Below are 23,635 nucleotides of genomic sequence, written 5' to 3'. Positions count from 1 at the left end.
CACCTTAAAACAGCTGTTTGAATTATTCCAGTTTTATAGCATCAATAAGCCGTAAAACATCAGCGTAACGATGAGCCGACAACGCGCCAAAGCCATCGACACTGCGCACTTTATAACGAGTGAACAAGGGCATAGTGATACCCATCAAAAATCGGCAATAAATGGTATTCGTTAACGGTGGTAACATTTGGTCTTGCTTATCACTTTGCTGAGTTAAATGTTGCCGAAGCCCAATTAACAATGAGCTGATATCACTCGCAGTCGGTGTATCAAGCATTTCTGCGCGAGGTAAGTGCGCGCTTTGCCCATGGCATGCAGAGCAATGACCACAAGCAAACTGTTGCCCACTTTGGTCAATGGATTGCTCGGCGTGTTGATCGTCAAAATACTCAATTAAATAACGGTTCAAACAGGTATTTCGTTGGAAGAAGCTAATCAGTTGTTCTATTCGAGCAATTTCTTTTTGCTCTTTATCAACAAAGTAGTTGTGCAGCCCTTGAGCTAATGCAGGTTGCTGGAGCCTGCTCCAATCGACAGCAAAAACTTCAGTGCTCAGCCTTGTTTGTAGCTCAATAAGTTGTTTTTGAGCCAAATACTCTAATGCCGTAACCACTCGAGCGCGATCGCAATCGTAGCTGGCAAACAACTGCTCAAAGTTAACTTCACCCCATACTTTTTTCATTTCAATGGCAGCAAACACCGCCGTTAAAAACTCTTGCCGTTCACCTTGGAAACGCGCAAGAATCGACGATTGATCTGCGATAAACTTGAGTTTAAATTCGGCAAAATAACTGTATAGCGGTTGAATAACACCTGCGAGTTCTAGCTGCACTAACAAAGTTTTTAGTGGTAGCTGACGAATGTTTGCGCTACTCGACAAAGCGTGTAATTGCATTTCCCAACGTTGGCCGGGACTAGTTTGGGCAATATCATCAAGCACCAACTGAATGCCTGAAAGTTCAGGGGTATCGCCATAGACAAAATTTTCTAAGGTATTAACGCTGTTTAGGTTTGCCAAACTGATACATTGAGCTGGCAAGCCATCGCGACCGGCACGGCCAATTTCCTGACTGTAGTTTTCAATCGATTTCGGCAGGTCGTAATGAATAACAAAGCGAATATCGGCTTTATCTATCCCCATGCCAAAAGCAATGGTCGCCACCACCACTTGATACTGCCCCCGCATAAACTGTTGCTGAATTAACTGACGCTTGTCGTCGGCTAAGCCCGCGTGATAGGCAACAGCGCTAATACCTTTAGCAGCCAAGGTGTTAGCAACTTGTTCAGCACTTTGCTGTAAGGTGACATAAACAATGCCACTCGCGCCAGGGGCTTGTTGCTCAAGTTCGGCAAATAACGCCGCTGGCTTGTCTTGTTCGGCAACACCGCGTACCGACAACGCTAAATTTTGCCGATAAAAGCCAGTTTGCACGATATCACCGTCAGCAATCGCAAACTTTGTCGCCATATCTCGTTTTACATTTGCTGTTGCGGTCGCGGTTAACAACAGCACCAAAGGGATATTGAGCTGCTCGCGATAATACGGCAGTTTCAAGTAATCGGGGCGAAAGTTGTGACCCCATTCAGAAATACAGTGAGCTTCATCAACCACCAACATAGACAGTGGCACGGTTTCAATAAAACGACGAAAGCGTTCATTTTTAAAACGCTCTACAGAGACCATTAAAATCTTGATGCGCCCTTGACTCACATCCGCCATCACTTGCTTATTCTGCTCTGGGGTCAAGCTAGAGTCTAAACTGGCAGCGGCAATACCTTTGCTATGCAAAAATTCAAGCTGATCTTTCATCAAGGCCAACAGCGGTGAAATCACCAGTGTTAAATGTGGCAGCTGCAAAGCAGCAAACTGATAACACAGTGACTTACCTGAACCGGTAGGAAAAATAGCTAAACTAGAACGGCCAGATAAAAGCTGTTCAACACATTGTTGTTGGCCTTCGCGAAAGTTGTCAAAGCCGAAGTGTTGTTTTAACAACGAGTTGAGATTTGAAGAAGTTGATGTGTGCATGGGCCCTCCTAGGCGCAATCATACCGTTTAATCGAGTATAAAAGAAAACCCCAAAACTATTTAGTTTTGGGGTTTTGCTAATCGACGTCTCAACTAGTTATTATTCTAATTACAGACAAAAGTTAGCGCTTATTGCCTGAATACAGTATTAGATAGGTCAAACCTATAATTGCGGTCAGAGCAAAGCCAGATAATAGAAATGGGTCAATAAAGATATTTTCATTAAAGGTAAATGATCCGGCAGAAATTTTCTTCCAACCCATAAAATGCTGGTTAGCAGCGACTACTGCACCAAAAAAGCCAAACACTAAAGACATATATCGCGCGATCCAATGGGACGCAATTGGAGAAATCAGTATCAATCCCAGTATACCAATCACTGTGCGCTGCACCCGACAATAAGGGCAAATATACACTAACCCAGAAAACTCACTTCCCCACGCTAACAGCGATATGAAAATTGCGAACGCCGCCACTATTTTGCTGTGTTTTAAATACGTATCTAAGCTAAACACTTCCTTTACTACTCCTATTAAAATTTATCTACCCAAAATGAAATAAGATATTCCAAAAACAAATATGTTATATCATAACATGACTTTATATAAGAGCTTCAGTGATAAGAATTGCATTTATACCAATTGAGTTGATTAGGTGGTCAATTATAGCACCGAAAGAATTGTTCAATAACGAGGCATTATTTTTTGTAACCAATTGTTCTAATTTCAAAAATAATAACGATCTTAGTGACAGTTTAACCCGCTAGAATAAATATGGTGAACAATGGCTAAAAACAAAAAAAGCCCCAAAACGCTAGAGTTTTGGGGCTTAATAAAATAACTTGGCTTGCTCAATGAGTATTCATCGAGCAGCAAGACGTTATTAGAAGGTGTAGTTAACCTTACCGTAAACAAAACGACCAGTGAAACCGTATGGCGCAAACGATGAGTAAGCGAAAATACGAGTAAAGGTTGTTACGTCTTCAATCAAGTTGCGACTTGCATCAGGGTACTGATCAAACAAGTTGTTCGCACCAACAGTTAACGACAAGCTATCAGTAACTTGATAAGCAAGGTCTAAGTCAGTAATCCACTCAGTTGGAATAACTTCATTGCGCGCAGGGTTAGTTGATGGATCTTGCGTTTCACCGTAGCGAGTTGTGCGCAATGTTGCACGCCAATCGTTGTAAGTCCAAGCGGCACTTAAGTTAAGTTTGTTTTTAGGTGAACCAACCTCAAAACGCAGAATTTCAGTGCCCGAGAACAAGTTACCTTGGTCAACACCTGCACCTTGCAGTTCAGCTGGTGGCGCAATGATATTAGTCACTTCATTGTCATTGTAGTTGTAACCCGCATTCAACAATACACTGCCGTAGTTATTGAGATCTAACGAGTAAGTCGCAACAACGTCAACACCTTCAGTGCGGCTGTCGATTGCATTTAGGAAGAAACGAGCACGCGTAGCGCCTGTACCAGCCAACAATGCTTCAATACCCGGACCAGAAAGGTTGTTCGACAAGACAATGCGATCGTCGATATCAATGCGATAAGCGTCAATTGACAAGCTAAACTCAGATACTGGTGTCCACGTGATACCACCGGCAATACTCACTGAATCTTCAGCGTCTAAGCCCGGAGAACCAAGCGCTCTAGCAACATCACTACCCGGAGCAAAAGTACCTGTTTCTACTGGTACTGCGTCAACAAACGTGGTTTGAATATTAGTAAAGAACTGCTGCTGTAAAGATGGTGCTCTAAAGCCCGTTGATGCAGACAAACGCAATGCTAACTCGTCAGTCAAACTAAAGCGGTTAGCAATTTTACCATTTAAGGTCGAACCAAAATCAGAGTAGTCTTCAAAACGTGCAGCAACTGTAATGTTCCAAAAATCAGTAATATCGGTTTCTAAATCAAGGTATGCACTTACGTTGTGACGGCTGTTGTCACCTGCTGAAGCTGGGCTAAAGCCAACAAATACTTGTGAACCGGCAGCACCAAAAGCGTCATCGTCTGATGTGCGAACAGCACCACCACGACCAAAGTTACCACGTTGGTATGATTCAAGTTGACCCGCTTCAATTTCATAGCTTTCACGTCGGTACTCAACACCAAACGCCACGTTTAAGCCATTTTCAAACAGAGCTAAGTCAAATACACGGCTAAAGTCAGCGTTAAGTGTTAACTGGTCGTAAGTTAAGGTACCTGCATCAAAATCATTAGGACTATTCGCACCTAATGACGTATTTAAGCTATTTTCAACACCAAATTGGAACTGATCGCGACCGTATACTGCAGATACGTCATAGTTCCACTCTTCTAAGATGTAACCTTTAACACCTGCTGCTAATGAATAGTCATCAATGTTTGAGGTTATACGCGGGGCAAAGCCATCAGGGTAAACAGATAAAATATTGCGACTATCGCGAGCGCGACGGTAAAAACCTCCGCTGTCGCCTTCACGACCGCTGTAAGAGCCAAAAGCATATAATTCAGTGTCTTGGTTCAAGTAGTAACCAGCATTAACAAATAACGCAATATCTTCTACTTCGCCATTACCAAATGTGTGGTTGTAGCGATTAATGGTTAATTCTCGCGGGTCTAAACTGCCATCAGCTTGGCGAGCGTAGTTTTCACGCGGGTCAAAGTCAGCGCGGTTAGCAGTATTGCGATCGCGATACTCCAAAGACACGTTAACAAAGCCATCTTCGCCTAAAGCGAAACCAGAGTTTGCTCTAACTGTTAGTGTTTGACCATCAGTAAGGTCGCGGTCACCGCCAGTTTGAAAAGCCAAGTTGCCATCTTCACCAACACTAACACCTTCTAAGTTAGGTACGCCCTCTAACTCAGTGACATTGGCGCCGTAAGTTACTGACACTGACCCACCGCTTGGTGCTTTTTTCAGGACAATGTTAATAACACCAGCAATCGCGTCTGAACCGTATTGCGCTGCTGCGCCGTCACGTAAAACTTCAATGCGCTCGATTGCGTTCACTGGAATTGCGTTCAAATCAACCGCAGATGAACCGCGACCTGCTGAACCACCAAGGTTCAATAACGCACTAGTGTGACGACGTTTGCCGTTGATTAACACGAGTGTGTGATCTGGCGCTAAACCACGCAGCTGAGCCGGACGAACATGGTCGGTACCATCGGTCAATGATGGCTGTGGAAAGTTGAAGCTCGGCAACAAGGTATTTAGTAACTGGTTGGTTTCCGTTAAACCAGTGCTCGCCAATGTATCTGCGTCTAAAACATCAATTGGCACTGGGCTATCTTCAATGCTGCGGCCTAATCGACGTGAACCAATCACGTTAATTTTTTCAATTTCTTGCTCATTGGCTGTTTGCGCATAACTGGTATTCGCTACCAAGCTACCGCTAATACCGGCTGTTGCTAACGCAATAGCGATAACAGAAGGTTTAAAGTAAGTCATAACAATATCCATTAGTAAATTTGATACGTTGACTTTCTAGTCAACGATAAATTGCTGTGCTTGATCTAAAGTTTAGGAAAGATTAAAAAGAGCCGATCAAGCGATGGATAGTATTTTATCATTGGTTAACCACTGCCATTTAGAACCAGATCGTCTAATAAATTACAGATTTGACCAAAAGGTCAAATTTTGTAAAACAATGACTATACGAGCTGTTCTGGCTGCATTAACAAGTATTCGATGCGGTTTTTCAGTGGTCTAAAAATGATTTCAGCAAATAGCACGGCATACAAAAGTGAGGTTAATGTCAAACCCAGTTCATAAGCGTAGTGTGGTGATTGTTCGCCATTAAACGCGTAATAAGATGCTTCAACAATGTCGGTCATCGCCCAGAAAACTGCAGAGGTGTAACTGTAAACAATCAAACGGCGCAATACAGGTAAATGCCTGTTGGCGTGTTGTACCTTGTCGGGCTGTTTTACCAGCCAGCGCACAGTTGCCAGCGCTTGCATGGTTGGTGTAAAGCCACAAGTCATCATCGACAACGAAACAAAAGTCAGAATATTAAACGCCAGCACCCAAACATTAATAAATACACCAAGATCACGCCATTCCCATGCAATGATAGTACTAATTAACGACAAGATAATCGCCGCGCCGAGAATGCCGCCAACATTGATAGAGCCATCGCCAACAGAGTTGTTAAATTCATCGTTAAGCTCAGCAGGTGAAACACCAAAAGCAGAGGCCAAAGCCATACAAGACTCTTGCGAACACCTACCCTCTTTTTCGGCACGCTGAACAGTTCTTAAACTAACGCCACATAGCTCAGCAACTTGTTCTTGCGACCAACCATTTTCAGCGCGGTAAAACTTTAATTTACTTGGTGAAATATTCATATTGTTAACTCCATTAAAACCCCCTGAATATTTAGCAAAAATCGTTATGACAGTGTGACGACACTTTCCTGTCAGCTACTGTCACCCTCAAGGATTATTTTACGAAGAAAAGTAGGACGTCCCCTAAAACAGGACTAGATTTGCAATTAGTTTTTAACTACAGCTGCAATGGCTATCGACTTTTTCGCACAGCTTCTGGAGTCAGGCCAGTCCATTGACTAAATGCTCTGAAAAATGAATTAGGATCATCGTAACCGAGTAAAAATGCAATTTCCAAACTATTGAACTCTGTGTTATTCAAATAATGCAGAGCTAGATCTTTACGAACATTTGAGAGCTCTTTTTGAAAACTAGTATTCTCGCTCTTTAGCCTGCGTTGCATTGTTCGCGTACTAACTGCAAGCTGCGATGCAGCGGTATGCATTGAAACACCACCTCCGGCAATAGCTTCAAATAAATAGGCTCGAACACGTTGCTTGAAAGACGCAGACTTACCCAGCTCACTTAAACGTATGGCTAGCCCGGGTTCAAAAGCTTGCAAAATGCCGTTATTCACTGTTTTAAATGGAAGCTGCATAGTACTCTCGCTCAAAATAAGACGGGTAGCATCACTACTCTCCATTTCTACACCCAAAAACTCACTATAATCATCGAGACTAGATAAACTTGTTAAATCGTGAGCCACTTCTACTTTGACAGGAATAACTCGTTCTCTGGTTCCCATTCGCAATAAATGTACTATAAATAAAAGTTCAAATAGCGATATCCAAATAGGTAACGGTTCCGATTTAGGAATTCCAGTAAGTGTTATGACCGTATTTTTTTCATCATTTCGTCTGTTTGAGAGCTCTTCAGTTATGCTCAATTTAATTGGACCTATTAAAGGCTTGTATTGCTTTAAGCGCTGAATAGCGGCAAAAGAATTTAGACTACAAAGTGCTGCAAAAATAGGCGGATTAAACATTTCAGAGGATATTGTCTGCACAACTTTTAAAGGAAATGAAGAATCTCCGCTGGTAGTGACAAGAGACTCCCACAAGCGATAATACTCTAATGCGGTTAATTCCAATTGGTGATCACGCATCATGCTTTCAGGAAGTTGAGCTTTACTTAACGCATCTTCTGGAGCAATTTTTAAATCATTGAGCAATAATAACCAGCCCACATCGAGTATATATTTTTGATTCATTGTACCATCGGTAATAAGGTTTTAATTTTGCGCAACATACGATGACTGTATGTTGTTCATAACAAATACACGTCAAGGCAACGTAGTTTTCCGGTAGAAGTTTGAAAACTATGTCGCTCTCCTAAACCTAAAGCTTAGAAATAGCTTGAATAACGGCGTTGGAGCGCGTTACAAAACCATTATCGATTATCAACGCACTTAAAAACACAAATGTAAATCCCAGCGCTATTCCGCGGTAAGACCCGCTTGGTAACCACATCAGTACAACGATGGCAATAATAGCCAATACTGGATAAATCTTTAAAAGTGTATTACCAATCTGATTGTCCGAAGTATGCTTGTCAATTTCTCTAGCTACCGCTTGAATAGGTGATGAATGATATAATGCTTCACTTTGAGCAACATGTGCTGGCCGACTTTGCAAAATGTATCCGCCATAACCAATAAGTACAGTAATCAAAAATCCAATTGGCAATAACGTTCCTCTAAGCAACTCATTTTGATTGCGAAAAATAGCAATAGCCGCAAGTAACAAAAGTACGCCAACAATGATCATCACTTTGCCTTGCAGCAACTCCCCTTTCAGCCATATTTGTAAAATTTGATTAAAATTCATAACCTTTGCACCTAGCAAATAATTAAACAGAAAAGTATGGCAGAAAGTTACAGCTTTTTCATAACCTACAATGCCTATATGTCACACGCTTGGCTAGAAGTCTTTTTTCTTAAAACCATCAACCATCATTTGACCTACCAGCTTAGCAAAACGCCCCCAGCTTTGATCGATAGAAAAATATGATACATTCTCCAATAAACGTTCTGTTGCCCTACGATTAGTAAGTTCAAAGCTAGTAGCATTAAAATCATTCAAAATGACTGACTTTTTTACATTTTCAAAATTAAACGCATTACCAAAATTACCCACTCCCGATACAAAATCCTCTTTGGTTTCACCACAACCACTCCAAGTGAGATATGCATTTAGCCATATGTTTGGCGGTACATCATTTACTGCGATACCACCGTAATTTAGATTGGCAATCGCTTTGTTTAAAGAGCTTTGATGAGCTTTCATAGTAGTATTGTCGATTAAAATCATACAGCCTAACGAACCCAACAACTTGTTGTTACAGAAGTCCGTTGCCTTATCGAGAAAGGCGATAGTATCAGTACTTACGTTTAGTGGGATTTCACTATAAACCTGACAAAAGGCTTCATTGTTGACTGCATAGTCGTCTTCTGCAATATTCGGAATGAACACAAATTCACTAGCTTTAAGCCTGCCACTTTCAGGTTTGAGAATTTCTGCAGTAGGTTGATTTTTTATGAACTCTACCTTTGTGTCGTCAACATTTGGATAGTGTGTGCTACAGGCAAAGGTTTGTGTAGATATCGCTTTACGCAGCGCATCCAAAAACTGCTCGCGTTGTGGCCAATTAGCTGATGTAACAATGGTTTGTGGGCGGCCACAAACTGCTCCACCGTTTAACTTTCCAACCGATGCCAATTGAGTAGCCTGACGCTCAATGTCTTTATCCGACCACTTACCAGGTACAATGATACAAGGATTATTTCCTCCACATTCAGAAACCAAAGGTGCCTTAGCTTGACTCTGAATGGCATGGGCGACTCCAGTTGAACCTGTGAAATAGATAGAGTGTAAACCCTCTAGATCTGACATTTCTCGTCCTTGATCAGCCTTGCAAAAAGCTACAGCTTTTCGCGCAATCAAAGGTGCAAAGATTTTTTCCCATACAGCATCAGTCGATTCATTAAGAGCATGCGGTTTATGAACTGTTACTTTGTTTTCTAGAAATAGAGCCATCACCATTTCGATTGAAGAGCTGTAATTACCTGCACCATATATTGCAATTACACCAGCAGGCTTATCCATGGGGCTAGTTTGTTTAGGTTCACCAGTAACATGCAAAAACCCGCGCTGTTTCTGTGCTACCAACTTATCTTTTTTATAGGCAGGAAATACTTCTAAGACATAGGTATCAGCATTCACCTTGTTGACACTTAGTGCTTCAGGCATTTTTCCATGAACAAGTGATTCATATAGGTGTTCAATACCTTTTAATGTGCTCGCCATTGGCATAACTGTTGTCGCCATGCATTCAGCAATCGATACAACATTCTCACCAACCAAGTCATTCTTCATTTTTGCATCAACTTCGCCTAACTGCTTGGCGTAAGTAAATAGGTTCATTTGAATTTGCTCAATTACTGCTAGCTTGTCAACGACAGGTGTACTAGCCCAAGCTTTAGGATCAAGGCTATCTAAGGCCTGTTGCGCTGTCATACTCATAATGCTGTCCTATTGATTTATTTTACGCGCACCTGCGCAAAGTTAGTTTATTTCAGTAGCATAAAACCATTATTAAGTGGGCTAATTAATGCTAAGTTGCTTGTTATTGTTATTGATATTGTTGCTCTCACAGTCCCATGTTCTGCTTGATCAACATCATGTAATCATCATCATTCAGCTGTTTACGGGCAGCGATAATTTTTTCAGCATCGGCACCTGCAATGTAACGAAGCTGTCTTTTGCCATCGGTAGCAGCTTCATAAATCGTTTCTGCTACCAAAATAGGCTCCGAGTGATTACTATTAGCCGTTTCTAAGCCTTCCATTACTTTGCTAACAAATGCCACATATTCGGTTTGTGTTGGGTCAACATTGAATGCAGCACCAACTGTTTCGGCAAAGTTTGTATTAATCATGCCGGGCTCAATTATTTTCACACCAGCCCCAATGGTTTCTAGTTCAAACGACAAAGCTTCACTCATACCTTCTACCGCAAACTTTGAGCCGTGATATAGAGAGCCTAACGGAAAGGATATTTTGCCACCCATTGATGAAATGTTGATTATCAGGCCTGATTTTTGTCTACGCATGTATGGCAAAACATTTCTTGTAACCAATAAAGTACCGATTACGTTCACATCAAACTGCTTGCGTATTACTTGCTCAGGAGTCGCTTCAAGAACACCATACGATCCATAGCCAGCGTTATTCAGCAATACATCTATTCTACCAAACCGCTCAATAGCCTCTGAAATAGCTGTGCTGACGCTATTTTCATTTGTAACATCCAAGCCTGTAACTAGTACATTTTCAAGCGTGTTTAACTCAGTCTGTGCTTCCGGGTTACTGCGAACTGTAGCAACTACATTCCACCCTTTTGTTTGAAAGTACTTTGCAGTTACACGACCAATACCTGAACTACAGCCTGTGATTAATATCGTCTTATTGCTCATTTTGGTTCTCTCAAGTTTGATTTCCTAAAAAAGTATTGTTGTATACCAAAAATTATTTCTGTTAATACGGTCGGCCTAAACAACAAATCAACTACACCCGATAGAATAGTTTTTAGGCCAATATATTTTCCAATGTTGCTAGACGCTGCAAAGGCTTCTCACAAAATAGTACTTGGCAGTACAAATTGTGCTCCAGTATCTTTTGGTGCTACAAGGCATCAAGATCACGAATGCAGGGACAACCTGTATAAGCCATTCTTCCTATGTCTCTGTTTCTTAATGGTATTGCAGTAGAAATATTCATTCACTAGTCATTTGCGCCATTATTCTTGCAGAACGCGACAATGATATTGAATCAGTAAGGAGGTGTTGGGTGTGTATGCCTACTTAGAATAAACCAAAGAATGAGTAAAATTCATCATTAGATGAATTAAAGTCAATTTTATTCATAAAAAATTACACGTATAAAGTACTCATTAGCTATCGCTTGACCATTTTAACTTCAATGACCGAGTACCGAATATCATGACTAAAGACTTTACTTACACGATCAAAAGTATTTGTTTTGACGAAAACTATCAACCAGCAGATAACACCCGCATTACGACTAATTTTGCCAACCTAGCCCGAGGTAGCAGTCGCCAAGAAAATCTGCGCAACGCATTAAACATGATCGACAACAGTTTTAATGCCCTCGCTCATTGGGACAACCCTATGGGCGATCGCTATGCGGTAGAGCTTGAGATTATTTCTGTTGATATGACCATTGAAGATGACGGTAGTAGCTTCCCTTCAATCGAAATTTTAAAAACCAATATTTTTGATCACAAAACCGGTGAGCGCATTGAAGGTATTGTCGGTAATAATTTTTCATCTTACGTTAGAGATTACGACTTCAGCGTGCGCCTGCTCGATCACAACAAAGACCAAACTCAGTTCAGCGTTCCTGAGGACTTCGGTGATTTGCACGGTAAGTTATTCAAATACTTCGTTAATTCAGAAGCCTATAAACAACACTTTAGCAAACTGCCAGTTATTTGTTTGAGTGTTTCTGATAACAAAACTTACCACCGCACAGAAAATCAGCATCCAGTGTTAGGCGTAGAGTACTTACCAAACGAATCATCCCTCACTGAGCAATACTTTAAAAAGATGGGTCTACAGGTGCGCTATTTTATGCCGCCAAATAGCGTTGCACCATTTGCCTTTTACTTCTTTGGCGACTTGCTCAACGACTATAGCAATCTCGAATTGATCAGCACCATTAGTACGATGGCAACGTTCCAAAAAATTTATCGCCCTGAAATTTACAATGCTAACGCAGTCGCGGGTAAGTGCTATCAGCCCAATTTAAAAAATGTAGACCACTCGCTAACGCAAATTGTTTACGACCGCGAAGAGCGCAGCAGACTGGCAATTGAGCAAGGTAAATTTGCCGAACAGTATTTTATAAAACCGTATCAGCGTGCACTTGAGCAATGGTCTGCGAGCTATGCAGTTTAGCAAACACACTTAACTCAAACCTAAAAATTAATAAGACTATAAAAAACAGAGCAGCATTTATGAGCACCAAATTATTACCTACCTCTAGCGCCGGCAGCCTACCCAAGCCCGCATGGCTTGCCGAACCAGAAACGCTCTGGTCACCTTGGAAACTCAACGGCGACGAATTAGTAGATGGCAAGCGTGACGCGCTTCGAGTATCACTGCAAGAGCAGCAATTAGCAGGTGTCGACATTGTCAGTGATGGCGAACAAACCCGACAACACTTTGTCACCACCTTTATTGAGCACCTGAACGGGGTCGATTTTGAGCATCGCAAAACCGTAAGAATTCGCAACCGCTACGACGCTAGTGTACCGACGGTGGTGGGCCCGGTAAGTCGTACTAAACCAGTTTTTGTTGAAGATGCTAAGTTTCTGCGCAAGCAAACCAAGCAACCAATAAAATGGGCGTTGCCGGGGCCAATGACCATGATCGACACGCTATATGACGACCACTACCAAAGCCGCGAACAGCTTGCATGGGAATTTGCCAAGATTCTTAACCAAGAAGCAAAGGAGCTCGAAGCCGCCGGTGTCGATATTATTCAATTTGACGAACCTGCTTTTAACGTCTTTTTCGAAGACGTTAACGATTGGGGCATCAAATGTTTAGAGCGCGCTATTGAGGGGCTGCAATGTGAAACTGCCGTCCACATTTGTTACGGCTACGGCATTAAAGCCAATACCGATTGGAAAAAAACACTCGGCAGTGAATGGCGTCAGTACGAAGAGGTGTTCCCAAAGCTTCAGCAGTCAAATATCGATATCATCTCACTGGAGTGCCACAATTCGCACGTCCCGATGGAATTACTCGAATTAATTCGCGGTAAAAAAGTCATGGTAGGTGCAATAGATGTTGCTAGTAACATCATAGAAACACCGGAACAAGTGGCTGAAACCTTAAGAAAAGCACTGCAATTTGTCGACGCTGATAAGCTTTACCCTTGCACCAACTGCGGTATGGCGCCATTATCCAGACAAGTCGCCAATGCTAAACTCAATGCTCTTAGCCAAGGAGCTGAATTGGTAAGAACGGAGCTAGTGAGAGAAGAGTTAGTCGCTCAACTTGCCTAACCGTATTGATATTGTGGGTACTCGCTTTATACCCACACTGCAAAAACTTTTGCACGAATTTATAGCAAAACTTGAGTTAGCATTCTCAACCCGGTAATCAGCAAAACCACAGCAAAAACCTTCTTTAACTTCACTGCGTCTAACCTAGCTGCTAGTGATGCTCCAACCGGGGCGAACAATACCGTGAGCGGAACAATACACATAAACCCGACAACGTTAACTAAACCAACGGTTGCCACTGGCGCATCAGCAGGTGCGCTACCAAACACCAACATAACAAATGCCGCAGGCAATGAAATAAGCAACCCTATTGCAGCAGCGGTGCCAACAGCTTTGTGCACAGGGTAATTGTATAAAGTTAACAATGGCACCGACAAAGTACCACCACCAATGCCCACCATAGCACTAAAAAACCCAATAGCTGCCGCCATCAGCCACTGTCCAGGCTTAGTAGGCAACTGCGCAAATAACGCTGATTTTCCGGTTCTAAACAGCATGTTGAACGCAGATAGCGTCGCGATGCCCCCAAACAACACAGTTAAAAATGTCCCGTCGATACGTGTCACCAACCAACTAGCTACAAGTACCCCAACTAGAATAAACAACGCCCAGTGTTTGAGTAGTGAAAAGTCGACATTACCTTTTGCGTGATGCGAGCGAATAGAGCTGATTGAAGTCGGGATAATAGTTGCCAGTGAGGTAGCGGTTGCCACCAGCATTGCCGATTCGGCGGAAACGCCAAAACGTTGAAACAAGAAAAACAGCACAGGCACAATAACAATACCGCCGCCCACCCCTAAAAGGCCGGCCAATACACCGGCAAAGGCACCTGTTGCAACTAATGCCAACAGTGTAGGTATATGCTCTGTTATCAATTCAATCATCTTAATTTTCTACTCTAGGTGGTAATCAATAGTCAAACTGGCACTGTGTTTACATCAATCGACACAATACCGAGTTCATTAAAAAGTAGCATTGTAATGACACTTGTTCGATGAATAAAAATGATATAATTTCATCTTTTAATGAATATTGCTCATTGGTATAACAACACCATGACAATACTATCAAAATAAAAAGTACGCTGGAGTTAATCGATGTTAGAGAGAGTTCACTTAGAAATATTGTCGGCAATAAAAGAGCATGGCACTCTCACCAAAGCAGCAGACTCCTTGCATTTATCGCAATCGGCCCTGAGCCACAGTATTAAGAAGTTAGAAGGGCAAATTGGCACTGCCATTTGGCAAAAAGAAGGTCGTAACTTGCGGCTTACCGCAGCAGGAGAGCGTATTCAAACTCTTGCCACTCGGCTATTACCGCAATTTCAACACACTGAATTGCAACTCAAACAAATCGCCAAAGGCGAAATGGGTTCGCTGCGCATCGGTATGGAGTGTCACCCTTGTTATCAATGGTTACTCAGGGTTATTCAACCTTATCTTGAACAGTGGCCAGAAATAGATATCGACGTAAAACAAGCCTTTCAGTTTGGCGCGTTAGGGGCACTCATGAGTTATGAGATCGACCTAATCATCACACCAGACCCGTTGTTTAAGCCAAAGATTAACTATATTCCGGTATTTGACTACGAACACAGACTCGTCGTCGCTGACTCACATCCATTGGCACAGCAAGAGTTTGTCATGCCAGAACAGCTCAGTGATCAAGTATTGTTTAGCTACCCAGTAGAACCACAACGACTCGACATATTCAGCCAGTTTCTCTACCCCGCTAAATGCTCGGTAAAAAAACACAAAATCATTGAAACTACCGAGATCATGCTACAAATGGTAGCAGCGGGTCGAGGCATTTGCGCCTTGCCCGGTTGGCTGGTGGATGAATACGCGCAATCAATGCCAATAAAAAGCCTGCGCTTTGGCAAACAAGGAATAAGCAAACAGATTTTTATTGGCATGCGTAACGACGAACAGCAACTCGACTACTTAAATGAATTTATTGAACAGGCGAAAAATACGAAGTGATTACCTTCCAACGCAAACAACTTTAAAGTAACCGATATACCCAAAAAACCTGTAACTTTATGATCTTTAGTTAAATATTATCTGCATTGGGAATGTGCTCTTCCCATTGTTTTTTTGCGTAGTCGTAGAAACCATCTACTCCGGAAACTCGAATAACCTTTGCCAACTCTTCTCCTGCCTGCGACAGTAATACTTGGCCAACGCTTAATTCACTTTGTCCATTTTTCATTTCTAGTGCTAAAGGCTCGCCACAATAGCCTAACACGAAACTTTTTGGCACCCCTTTTCGATTAAATCCAGATAATGAATTAAATTGGATTAGTCCTAAGTTATCTAAATGAGACAACGTGCTGAAGTTAATCCCTAGATCATTGTAAATTTTGGCGTGACAGTCAAAAACTAAAGGCATAAAACGACCTATATCCCAACCAAATTTACACAGTGTTTGGAACAGTTCAGCATCTTTTTTATCTAGATCGCTGAGTAAGTTTACTGTGCGCCTAGAAAATGAACCAGCAGTGTTTGCTTCGCCTGCGAGAACACTAGCCCATATGGTCTGCATCTGCTCATCGGAAATGATCCTAGACTTATCGAAAAAATTTGTGACCCAATCATCATCCATATTCGTGGGATCAGATTGTTCATTTAAGTAAGAAATTGATTTTTTCGTTATTTCCTCCATGTTTTCTTGACGATTGGCTTCCTCTTCCAAAAAACGATGCATTGCTCTACGCTTTAAGTCAGTAATTTGTTGCTTTGATTCTGCTTGGATAAGACTAGCCTCAGCTTCAGCTCTAGCCACACGCTTGATTTGCCAAGGTTCAAATACACCGCCAATAGCAGAAGAAACTTTTTCTATTAACGTATTTGCAGGTTTAGAAAGTTCACCAAGATTTACTAATGATGTGGAATTGTCATCTGACATTATTTATACCTAATGCTTAATTAAACTAGTAAAAATTTTGCGCTACAATATCTTGCATAGCAAACTCGGACTCGTATTTTTAATCCGATTTAATTTCCTTGTTACTCAAGTTTACTCCCAGCTCTTTTTTTAGTTTTTGAATGGTTAACTCAATGATTTCATCCTGAAGAGGTTGCAGTTTAGTATGCCAATGTTTAAATCCGTAAAAAGCTAAATAACATCCGGCAGCCGCAAATAATGAGCAGGCCACCAAATAGAAGTTTTTATCGGACATAGCGATTTCATATTTCCTTTGGATTATAGCTAATTCAGCTTTTTGTATAGCACTAAGCTCTTTCAGGGATTTTAATGACTCTTCTTTAATTAGTGTTTCAAAAACTAAATCGTTTGTGGCTTTGTTTACATAAATTAATGAAGAAAATGAGAATAATATAATTACCAAACCAAATAATGCATAAAATTTATAAATATTATCCGTAGGTAATGGTACCCGGCTATACATCTAAACCTCCTTGTTTGTCCAACCATTTTTTATATTGTCGACTGTGTTATGTTGATCTATTAATTTATGTATAAATTATCAGAAATACTGAATAACTCAATTTGTTATGAAAAACAATAGTCGCTCAAGCTAGCGATTATCAACAGCCTCTGAGGACTCGTTCTTCGCTCAAAACTACAATTTACTTCTTCTTCAACAACTCACGCAAGTTAGCGACACCTGCCTTACCTTTTTGTTGAATTTGCTCTTTGGTAGTGTTGTCTTTGTTTTGTTGCCACAGTAAATCCGCTTGCGGCAGTTCGTGTAAAAAGCGGCTCGGCTCGGTTCGAGCAATTTCGCCAAATTGGCGGCGTTCTTTTGCGTAAGTAAATATTAACTCACGTTGAGCGCGAGTAATACCAACGTATGCGAGACGGCGTTCTTCTTCAACATTGTCTTCATCAATACTGGTTTGGTGCGGCAACAAGCCCTCTTCCATGCCAATTAAAAACACGTAAGGGAATTCCAAACCTTTTGAGGCGTGCAAGGTCATTAACTGCACTTGGTCGGCGCTTTCTTCTTCCTCGTTGCGCTCCATCATGTCCCGCAGTGTTAACCGTGTTACCACTTGCGCTAGCGTCATCGGCTCGTCGAGGTCGGTGCCTTCAAGCATTTGCGTCACCCAACTAAACAGCTCAGTGACGTTTTTCATCCGCATTTCGGCAGCTTTGGCACTAGGCGAGCTGTCGTAGAGCCAGTCTTCGTAGTTCATTTCGCGAATCATGCCGCGCAGCACTGCGGCGGTGTCACCGCGTTCGGCGTTGTCTGCCGTTTCAACTAACCAGCGAGTAAAGCGCTGAACATTGGCTAAACCGCGCCCCGTGAGGTGTTGCTCTAAACCGAGTTCAAAACTGGCGGCAAACATACTAATTTGCCTCATGTTGGCGTAGCTACCGAGCTTTTCTAATGTCGCTGGGCCTATTTCTCGGCGCGGCACGTTAACCACGCGCAAAAAGGCGTTGTCGTCGTCAGGGTTTACCAACAAGCGCAAATAGGCCATAACATCTTTGATTTCTGCCCGTGAGAAAAACGAGGTGCCGCCGCTGATTTTGTAGGGAATGCGATTGGTCATTAGCGCTTTTTCCAGCAAGCGCGACTGGTGATTACCGCGATATAAAATCGCATAGTCTTTGTATTGCGCTTTGTTCATAAAGCGGTGACCAATCAGCTCACCTATTACCCGCTCAACTTCGTGCTCTTCGTTTTTGGTTTGCACGACTCTCAGCTCAATACCGTAATCGAGTTCACTAAACAGGGCTTTGTCGTATACGTGCGGATTATTGGCAATAAGAATGTTGGCGCATTTTAAAATACGACCACTAGAGCGATAGTTTTGCTCTAGTTTAATCAGCTCTAACTGCGGGTAATCTTTGCCGAGTAACACCAAGTTTTGCGGCTTGGCACCGCGCCATGAGTATATCGATTGATCGTCGTCACCAACCACGGTTAAGCGGCCGCGTTCACCTGTGATTAGTTTTACCAACTCGTACTGACTGGCGTTGGTGTCTTGATATTCATCCACTAACATGTAGCGAATTTTGTTTTGCCAGCGCTCGCGCACTTCTGGGAAATTTCGCAACAGCAGTGTTGGCACCAAAATTAAGTCATCAAAATCCAGCGCGTTATAGGCCTTCATGTGCTGTTGATAACGGCGATAAAATTCGGCAAACAAGGCAGTATCGGCGTCACCTGCTTGTTTAATGGCGGCGTCGGGCAGCAATAAATCATTCTTCCAATTAGAAATCATCATCTGACATTTGCTAAGCAAATCTTTGTCGCCGTCGAGTTCTTCTAAGGTCAGCTCTTTGAGCAATGCCAGCGTGTCTTGATCGTCAAATAAAGTAAAGCCCGGCTTGTAGCCAAGGGTTTTGATTTCACGGCGAACAATATCTAAGCCCAGCGAGTGAAAGGTAGAAACCGTTAAACCACGAGTGAGTTCGCGACCGAGCATTTTGGCGACTCGCTCTTTCATCTCGCGCGCGGCTTTATTGGTAAAAGTTACCGCGGCGATATTGCGCGCTTTGTAATCGCACTTTTGAATCAAGTAAGCGATTTTTTGACAAATAACCCCGGTTTTACCGCTGCCTGCGCCCGCTAAAACTAAACACGGACCACTGACATATTTAACCGCTTGCTCTTGTCTTGGGTTTAACTTCATTTGGCTTTGATACTTAATGACTGAATTGAACAGCCGACAATTTTACCCGCTTTAGATGACAGAAACACTAGCAAACGCCTTAAAAATATCGAGATGATTTCATCGTTTACTCAAGCAACCACACCAAACGGTCAAATACACTCATTCAAACTAATGCACTCAAATCACTAAAGTGCACCGCTACAATTGTTAAACACTATCTAACACTTTTTTGTGCCGCCCCACCCTACAATGACCTTGTTTTCAAAAAACACTAACAAGGATTACACAGGAGTTATTATGTTAAAAAAATCTCTATTAATTTCATCATTACTAGGTCTTTCATTTGCAGCAAGTGCTGATTGGCAATTTGGCGGCGGTTACAGCAGTATTTCGTCTGATGGCAATACACCAGATGTCACTGTCGGTGCTTTGTATGGCACGGCAGGCTACCAATTTGACATCGACCAAAATGGCCTCTCGCTAATCCCTGAACTGCGTTTGGGTGTTGGTGTTGTCGACGACAATGTTGGTGCTGTCGATGTTGACTTAGATCGCTACATTGCTGCTAGTTTTCGCGTCCAGCAAGCGTTTGACAACGGTATGTACATCTACGCGATGCCAACTTACGCCAATGTTAAATTAGAGGCTGAGCTGAACGGTAACAAAGCAACTAACTCAAATTCAGACTGGGGCTATGGCTTAGGTATTGGCTATCAGTTTTCGAAAAACTCAGGCTTTGAGCTTTCGTACGAAGATGTTAGCGACGCCGATATTGTCTCGATTGGTTACAAATACAGCTTCTAAACAGCCGTTATTGTTCTAAAACAAGACTAACTATGGCAGCTAAGGGGTTTTGACCTTAGCTGCCTTTGCTCATTTCTTTGACGCACAATCCACTTGCACTTAAATCATTAATCGGGCTAGAATCCAGCCACTAGCAAAGTGTTTTGATGAAAAGTTAAGCACTTCGCTAACCTTGTCGGAGTGCCTTAAGGCTGAGATCGCAATTGCGGGATCCGTAGAACCTGATCAGATTAGTATCTGCGAAGGGAACAAGCGTGCATACATTAGCACCTAGGGTTTGTTTGCGTTTTGTTTAATCAACAATGCGTATTTGTACAGCTAAAATAACAAAGATATTGTCTTTTTCTGCCACTTACTGAGAAAGAGAAAGTCCTGTATAAACAAGCGTATAAATATAAACGCAGACATAAACAACAAACCTCTGTGCTCTGCCCTTGCTACACAGCTTAAAGCTCCGCCTATTTTTAATACTTCTTCTCGCGAAGATAAAAAAAGGTGAGCAACCATGAGTCAACAATCTACTAATGCTGCAACTAACGCAGCTAGCACAACCACTAGTAATCGCCGCCAGCAACGCGCTGACGCACAAGCGTTTATCGAAAACTTATCTACTCAATCATACCCAAATTCAAGCAAAGTTTATGAAACTGGCAGCTTGCACGATGTAAAAGTCGGTATGCGGGAAATTAGCCAAGCCGACTCACTAGTTGGCGGCGATAAAGACAACCCAGTATTTGAAGCCAATCCACCAATTCGCGTTTACGACACCTCTGGCCCCTACACAGATGCCGACACAGAAATCGACGTCCATCGCGGCCTTGCCAAACTTTGTCAGCCTTGGTTAGACACCCGTGGCGATATTGAAACCCTACCCAAAGTAAGCTCTAAGTTCAGCCAGCAACGCTTAGCTGACGAAGGTTTGGATCATATTCGCTTTGAACACTTGCCTGAAATCAAACGAGCCAAAGCAGGCAAAAACGTCAGCCAAATGCACTACGCGCGCCAAGGTATTATTACCGCTGAAATGGAATACGTCGCCATTCGCGAAAATATGAAGCGCGCCGAAATGCACGCCGAAGTACTCAACCAACAGCATCCCGGTCAATCGTTCGGTGCCGCCATTCCAGAGCAAATCACGCCAGAATTTGTCCGTGATGAAATCGCTCGCGGTCGCGCCATTATTCCACTCAACATCAACCATCCAGAAGCGGAGCCAATGATTATTGGTCGCAACTTTTTAATTAAAGTAAACGCGAATATCGGCAACTCGGCGGTCACTTCTTCAATTGAAGAAGAAGTTGAAAAGCTAGTGTGGTCAACCAAATGGGGCGCAGATACAGTAATGGATTTGTCCACTGGCCGATACATTCACGAAACCCGCGAGTGGATTATCCGCAACTCGCCAGTACCCATTGGTACCGTGCCTATTTACCAAGCGTTAGAAAAAGTTAACGGCATTGCCGAAGACTTGAGCTGGGAAATTTTCCGCGACACCTTAATTGAACAAGCCGAGCAAGGGGTTGACTACTTTACCATTCACGCCGGCGTGTTATTGCGTTACGTACCGATGACCGCCAAGCGTTTAACCGGCATTGTTTCCCGCGGCGGTTCAATTATGGCGAAATGGTGTTTGGCACATCATCAAGAGAACTTCCTCTACACTCATTTTGAAGAAATTTGCCAAATTATGAAGGCCTACAATGTGTCCTTCTCTCTTGGCGATGGTTTGCGTCCGGGATCTATCGCCGACGCTAACGACGAAGCCCAATTTGCCGAATTACACACCCTTGGCGAACTCACCAAAATTGCATGGCAACACGATGTTCAAGTGATGATTGAAGGCCCGGGGCACGTACCATTGCACATGGTTAAAGCCAATATGGAAGAGCAACTTGCCCATTGTGACGAAGCGCCGTTTTACACTTTAGGGCCGTTGACCACAGATATTGCACCGGGTTACGACCACATTACCTCGGGCATTGGTGCTGCCAATATTGGCTGGTACGGCTGTGCCATGCTTTGTTATGTAACGCCAAAAGAGCACTTGGGTTTACCGAACAAAGAAGACGTAAAAGAAGGTCTGATTACCTACAAAATTGCCGCCCACGCTGGTGATTTAGCCAAAGGCCACCCCGGTGCACAATTGCGTGACAATGCCTTGTCAAAAGCGCGCTTTGAATTTAGATGGCACGACCAATTCAATTTGGGGCTAGATCCTGAACGCGCTCGCCAGTATCACGACGAAACCCTGCCGCAAGAGTCAGGCAAAGTTGCCCACTTCTGTTCAATGTGTGGCCCTAAATTCTGTTCGATGAAAATTACCCAAGAAGTGCGCGACTACGCCGCTAATTTGGAAGAAAACGGCATTAAAATCAAAATGATTGATCCAAGTTCCGACAGCGGTGAACAAATCACCGTAACCGCTGAACAAGGTATGCAGGCAAAGTCAGCCGAATTTAAAGCCTCGGGCAGCGAGTTGTATCACGCCGCGCAAGCTGAGAGTTAGTTATTGACTAACTTCGGCGCTAGTTAATGTCGGGTGGGTACTCTGTATGTACCCACCTTAAACAAACTGCGCTCGAAGACTCGAATAAAACTTTGTCAAGACAACACGTTTAGGGTTGTGAAAGGTGAAAATGGCAACATCCGTACTTAAGTCAAAAGCTAATTCAACAGCTAGTTCATCAGCAAATATTGCCGTGGTTGGTGCTGGCCTCATTGGTCGCCTGATCGCTTGGCAATTGGCGAAACAAGGTCAGCAAGTAACCTTGTTCGACCGCGATCAGGGCAATGGCGAACAAAGCGCCGCGTATGCCGCCGGCGGCTTATTGGCACCATTAAGTGAAGCGTTAAAATGCGAAGCTAACATGGTGGCCATGGGTCACGATGCCCTTAAACTTTGGCCGCAATTATTGGCGCAGTTAACTAAGCCAGTATTTTTTCAACAAAACGGCACGTTAATCGTCACGCATCAGCAAGATAATGGCGACTTCAATCATTTTAGTCGCTATATTGCCGATAATTACTCAAATTACTCGCAGCAAGCTGTGAATTATGGTGCCCTTGCTAAGCTTGAACCGGAACTTGCTAACAAGTTTCAGCAAGGTTTGTTCTTGCCTGATGAAGCTCAGCTCGACAATCGCCAATTGTTGCAAGCGCTGGCGACTGAACTTAAACAGCTCGAAAACGTCAAATGGCGCGACAACAGCGAGGTCATCAGCCTCAAGCCTCACTCAGTAGAGCTCGTAACAGGCAATGAACAGTTTGAGCTGGTGGTGGACTGTCGAGGCACGGGCGCTAAAGGCCAACAAACAGGTCAACTTAGCAACTTGCGCGCTGTTCGCGGTGAGCTTATACACTTGCACGCGCCAGAGGTAAAACTAAAGCGCTCAATTCGACTGACCCACCCGAGGTATCAAATCTATATCGCGCCAAAAGCTGATAATCGTTACATCATAGGTGCCACTGAAATAGAAAGCGATAGTTTAGCGCCAGTAACGGTGCGCTCGTCACTAGAGTTGTTATCGGCGGCTTACAGCGTTCACTCTGGCTTTGCCGAAGCCAACATTATTGACCAAATAAGTCAGTGTCGACCGGCGTTTAGCGACAACCAACCTCGTATTAATCACCAACCGGGCTTAGTCCAAGTAAATGGTTTGTTTCGACACGGCTTTATGCTCGCGCCAGTGATTTTGGAACACGCTTTGGCAGTGATTAATCAAGATAGCAGTGAGCAGAACATACGCTATCCAGAGTTAGTAAGTGAACATCATGTTCAGTCACAACAAATAACTGCAGATTAAACATTGGAAA

18 protein-coding genes and 1 riboswitch are annotated in these 23,635 nt (G+C 43.0%); of the genes, 6 read left to right on the top strand and 12 right to left on the bottom strand.

The genetic code is table 11. The features are described from left to right. Window positions 1-22 precede the first annotated feature (22 nt). The 8 genes from J7384_RS08370 to J7384_RS08335 all read right to left on the bottom strand — a co-directional run bounded on the left by J7384_RS08370 (window position 23) and on the right by J7384_RS08335 (window position 10,812). Window positions 23-2,029, bottom strand: coding sequence for a RecQ family ATP-dependent DNA helicase (locus J7384_RS08370; protein WP_209112977.1), 2,007 nt, complete (start codon window positions 2,027-2,029; stop codon window positions 23-25). 122 nt (window positions 2,030-2,151) lie between these two features. Further along, window positions 2,152-2,346 carry a hypothetical protein gene (locus J7384_RS08365; RefSeq protein WP_209112975.1) on the bottom strand — a complete coding sequence of 65 codons (195 nt, stop codon included), beginning with the start codon at window positions 2,344-2,346 and terminating at the stop codon, window positions 2,152-2,154. Between the two features lie 565 nt (window positions 2,347-2,911). Then, entirely contained in the window at window positions 2,912-5,461 is a 2,550-nt protein-coding gene (locus tag J7384_RS08360) for a TonB-dependent receptor (protein ID WP_209112973.1), read from the bottom strand. 203 nt (window positions 5,462-5,664) lie between these two features. Continuing rightward, window positions 5,665-6,360 (bottom strand): helix-turn-helix transcriptional regulator, encoded by a 696-nt coding sequence (locus J7384_RS08355; RefSeq protein WP_209112971.1) that lies wholly within the window; start codon window positions 6,358-6,360, stop codon window positions 5,665-5,667. A 172-nt stretch (window positions 6,361-6,532) separates the two neighbouring features. Further along, the gene (locus tag J7384_RS08350; protein ID WP_209112969.1) at window positions 6,533-7,549 is read right to left on the bottom strand and encodes an AraC family transcriptional regulator; all 1,017 of its coding nucleotides are present in this window, start codon (window positions 7,547-7,549) and stop codon (window positions 6,533-6,535) included. Window positions 7,550-7,676: 127 nt separating this feature from the next. After that, complete coding sequence (locus tag J7384_RS08345; RefSeq protein ID WP_209112967.1) at window positions 7,677-8,165, bottom strand: hypothetical protein; 489 nt, start codon at window positions 8,163-8,165, stop codon at window positions 7,677-7,679. 93 nt (window positions 8,166-8,258) lie between these two features. Further along, window positions 8,259-9,860, bottom strand: a complete 1,602-nt coding sequence (locus J7384_RS08340) for an aldehyde dehydrogenase family protein (protein WP_209112966.1) — start codon at window positions 9,858-9,860, stop codon at window positions 8,259-8,261. 127 nt (window positions 9,861-9,987) lie between these two features. Beyond that, window positions 9,988-10,812, bottom strand: coding sequence for an SDR family oxidoreductase (locus tag J7384_RS08335; RefSeq protein ID WP_209112964.1), 825 nt, complete (start codon window positions 10,810-10,812; stop codon window positions 9,988-9,990). 525 nt (window positions 10,813-11,337) lie between these two features. On the opposite strand from J7384_RS08335, the gene J7384_RS08330 reads away from it, so the two are divergent. Both J7384_RS08330 and J7384_RS08325 read left to right on the top strand, forming a co-directional pair. Next, entirely contained in the window at window positions 11,338-12,315 is a 978-nt protein-coding gene (locus J7384_RS08330; RefSeq protein WP_209112962.1) for a DUF1852 domain-containing protein, read from the top strand. 59 nt (window positions 12,316-12,374) lie between these two features. Next, the gene (locus J7384_RS08325; protein WP_209112961.1) at window positions 12,375-13,430 is read left to right on the top strand and encodes a methionine synthase; all 1,056 of its coding nucleotides are present in this window, start codon (window positions 12,375-12,377) and stop codon (window positions 13,428-13,430) included. 59 nt (window positions 13,431-13,489) lie between these two features. Here the strand turns inward: J7384_RS08325 and J7384_RS08320 are convergent, their stop codons facing one another. Next, the gene (locus J7384_RS08320; protein ID WP_209112959.1) at window positions 13,490-14,314 is read right to left on the bottom strand and encodes a sulfite exporter TauE/SafE family protein; all 825 of its coding nucleotides are present in this window, start codon (window positions 14,312-14,314) and stop codon (window positions 13,490-13,492) included. A 213-nt stretch (window positions 14,315-14,527) separates the two neighbouring features. Between J7384_RS08320 and J7384_RS08315 the strand changes: the two genes are divergently transcribed. Further along, on the top strand, window positions 14,528-15,412 hold the full coding sequence (locus tag J7384_RS08315) for a LysR family transcriptional regulator (RefSeq protein ID WP_209112957.1): 885 nt from the start codon (window positions 14,528-14,530) through the stop codon (window positions 15,410-15,412). A gap of 70 nt (window positions 15,413-15,482) precedes the next feature. On the opposite strand, the gene J7384_RS08310 is transcribed toward J7384_RS08315, so the two are convergent. The 3 genes from J7384_RS08310 to rep all read right to left on the bottom strand — a co-directional run bounded on the left by J7384_RS08310 (window position 15,483) and on the right by rep (window position 19,036). After that, window positions 15,483-16,337, bottom strand: coding sequence for a DUF2806 domain-containing protein (locus J7384_RS08310; protein ID WP_209112955.1), 855 nt, complete (start codon window positions 16,335-16,337; stop codon window positions 15,483-15,485). Between the two features lie 79 nt (window positions 16,338-16,416). Further along, a complete protein-coding gene (locus tag J7384_RS08305; RefSeq protein WP_209112953.1) occupies window positions 16,417-16,839 on the bottom strand; it encodes a hypothetical protein in 423 nt (140 codons plus the stop codon). A 181-nt stretch (window positions 16,840-17,020) separates the two neighbouring features. Then, window positions 17,021-19,036, bottom strand: coding sequence for a DNA helicase Rep (rep, locus tag J7384_RS08300; RefSeq protein ID WP_209112951.1), 2,016 nt, complete (start codon window positions 19,034-19,036; stop codon window positions 17,021-17,023). Window positions 19,037-19,315: 279 nt separating this feature from the next. On the opposite strand from rep, the gene J7384_RS08295 reads away from it, so the two are divergent. The 3 genes from J7384_RS08295 to thiO all read left to right on the top strand — a co-directional run bounded on the left by J7384_RS08295 (window position 19,316) and on the right by thiO (window position 23,625). Further along, a complete protein-coding gene (locus tag J7384_RS08295) occupies window positions 19,316-19,822 on the top strand; it encodes an outer membrane beta-barrel protein (RefSeq protein WP_209112949.1) in 507 nt (168 codons plus the stop codon). A gap of 166 nt (window positions 19,823-19,988) precedes the next feature. Beyond that, window positions 19,989-20,087, top strand: a riboswitch (TPP riboswitch). A 240-nt stretch (window positions 20,088-20,327) separates the two neighbouring features. Continuing rightward, window positions 20,328-22,328: a phosphomethylpyrimidine synthase ThiC gene (gene thiC, locus J7384_RS08290; protein ID WP_209112947.1), complete on the top strand. Its 2,001-nt coding sequence runs from the start codon at window positions 20,328-20,330 to the stop codon at window positions 22,326-22,328. A 130-nt stretch (window positions 22,329-22,458) separates the two neighbouring features. After that, window positions 22,459-23,625 (top strand): glycine oxidase ThiO, encoded by a 1,167-nt coding sequence (gene thiO / locus J7384_RS08285; protein ID WP_209112945.1) that lies wholly within the window; start codon window positions 22,459-22,461, stop codon window positions 23,623-23,625. Window positions 23,626-23,635: the final 10 nt, after the last annotated feature.

The sequence above is a fragment of the Endozoicomonas sp. G2_1 genome, from assembly GCF_017744155.1.
Taxonomy (GTDB): Bacteria; Pseudomonadota; Gammaproteobacteria; order Enterobacterales; family Alteromonadaceae; genus JAGHQT01.
Note: the sequence above shows the minus strand (reverse complement) of the source record. Positions and strands in the feature narration are given on the sequence as shown.

What these genes read in the sequence shown, in the direction of transcription:
- J7384_RS08330 (WP_209112962.1), top strand. Translation starts at nt 11,338, where the DNA reads ATGACTAAAGACTTTACTTACACGATCAAAAGTATTTGTTTTGACGAA.
- J7384_RS08340 (WP_209112966.1), bottom strand. Translation starts at nt 9,860, where the DNA reads ATGAGTATGACAGCGCAACAGGCCTTAGATAGCCTTGATCCTAAAGCT.
- J7384_RS08315 (WP_209112957.1), top strand. Translation starts at nt 14,528, where the DNA reads ATGTTAGAGAGAGTTCACTTAGAAATATTGTCGGCAATAAAAGAGCAT.
- J7384_RS08335 (WP_209112964.1), bottom strand. Translation starts at nt 10,812, where the DNA reads ATGAGCAATAAGACGATATTAATCACAGGCTGTAGTTCAGGTATTGGT.
- J7384_RS08305 (WP_209112953.1), bottom strand. Translation starts at nt 16,839, where the DNA reads ATGTATAGCCGGGTACCATTACCTACGGATAATATTTATAAATTTTAT.
- J7384_RS08310 (WP_209112955.1), bottom strand. Translation starts at nt 16,337, where the DNA reads ATGTCAGATGACAATTCCACATCATTAGTAAATCTTGGTGAACTTTCT.
- J7384_RS08350 (WP_209112969.1), bottom strand. Translation starts at nt 7,549, where the DNA reads ATGAATCAAAAATATATACTCGATGTGGGCTGGTTATTATTGCTCAAT.
- J7384_RS08365 (WP_209112975.1), bottom strand. Translation starts at nt 2,346, where the DNA reads ATGTCTTTAGTGTTTGGCTTTTTTGGTGCAGTAGTCGCTGCTAACCAG.
- J7384_RS08370 (WP_209112977.1), bottom strand. Translation starts at nt 2,029, where the DNA reads ATGCACACATCAACTTCTTCAAATCTCAACTCGTTGTTAAAACAACAC.
- rep (WP_209112951.1), bottom strand. Translation starts at nt 19,036, where the DNA reads ATGAAGTTAAACCCAAGACAAGAGCAAGCGGTTAAATATGTCAGTGGT.
- J7384_RS08295 (WP_209112949.1), top strand. Translation starts at nt 19,316, where the DNA reads ATGTTAAAAAAATCTCTATTAATTTCATCATTACTAGGTCTTTCATTT.
- J7384_RS08355 (WP_209112971.1), bottom strand. Translation starts at nt 6,360, where the DNA reads ATGAATATTTCACCAAGTAAATTAAAGTTTTACCGCGCTGAAAATGGT.
- J7384_RS08320 (WP_209112959.1), bottom strand. Translation starts at nt 14,314, where the DNA reads ATGATTGAATTGATAACAGAGCATATACCTACACTGTTGGCATTAGTT.
- thiC (WP_209112947.1), top strand. Translation starts at nt 20,328, where the DNA reads ATGAGTCAACAATCTACTAATGCTGCAACTAACGCAGCTAGCACAACC.
- J7384_RS08360 (WP_209112973.1), bottom strand. Translation starts at nt 5,461, where the DNA reads ATGACTTACTTTAAACCTTCTGTTATCGCTATTGCGTTAGCAACAGCC.
- thiO (WP_209112945.1), top strand. Translation starts at nt 22,459, where the DNA reads ATGGCAACATCCGTACTTAAGTCAAAAGCTAATTCAACAGCTAGTTCA.
- J7384_RS08345 (WP_209112967.1), bottom strand. Translation starts at nt 8,165, where the DNA reads ATGAATTTTAATCAAATTTTACAAATATGGCTGAAAGGGGAGTTGCTG.
- J7384_RS08325 (WP_209112961.1), top strand. Translation starts at nt 12,375, where the DNA reads ATGAGCACCAAATTATTACCTACCTCTAGCGCCGGCAGCCTACCCAAG.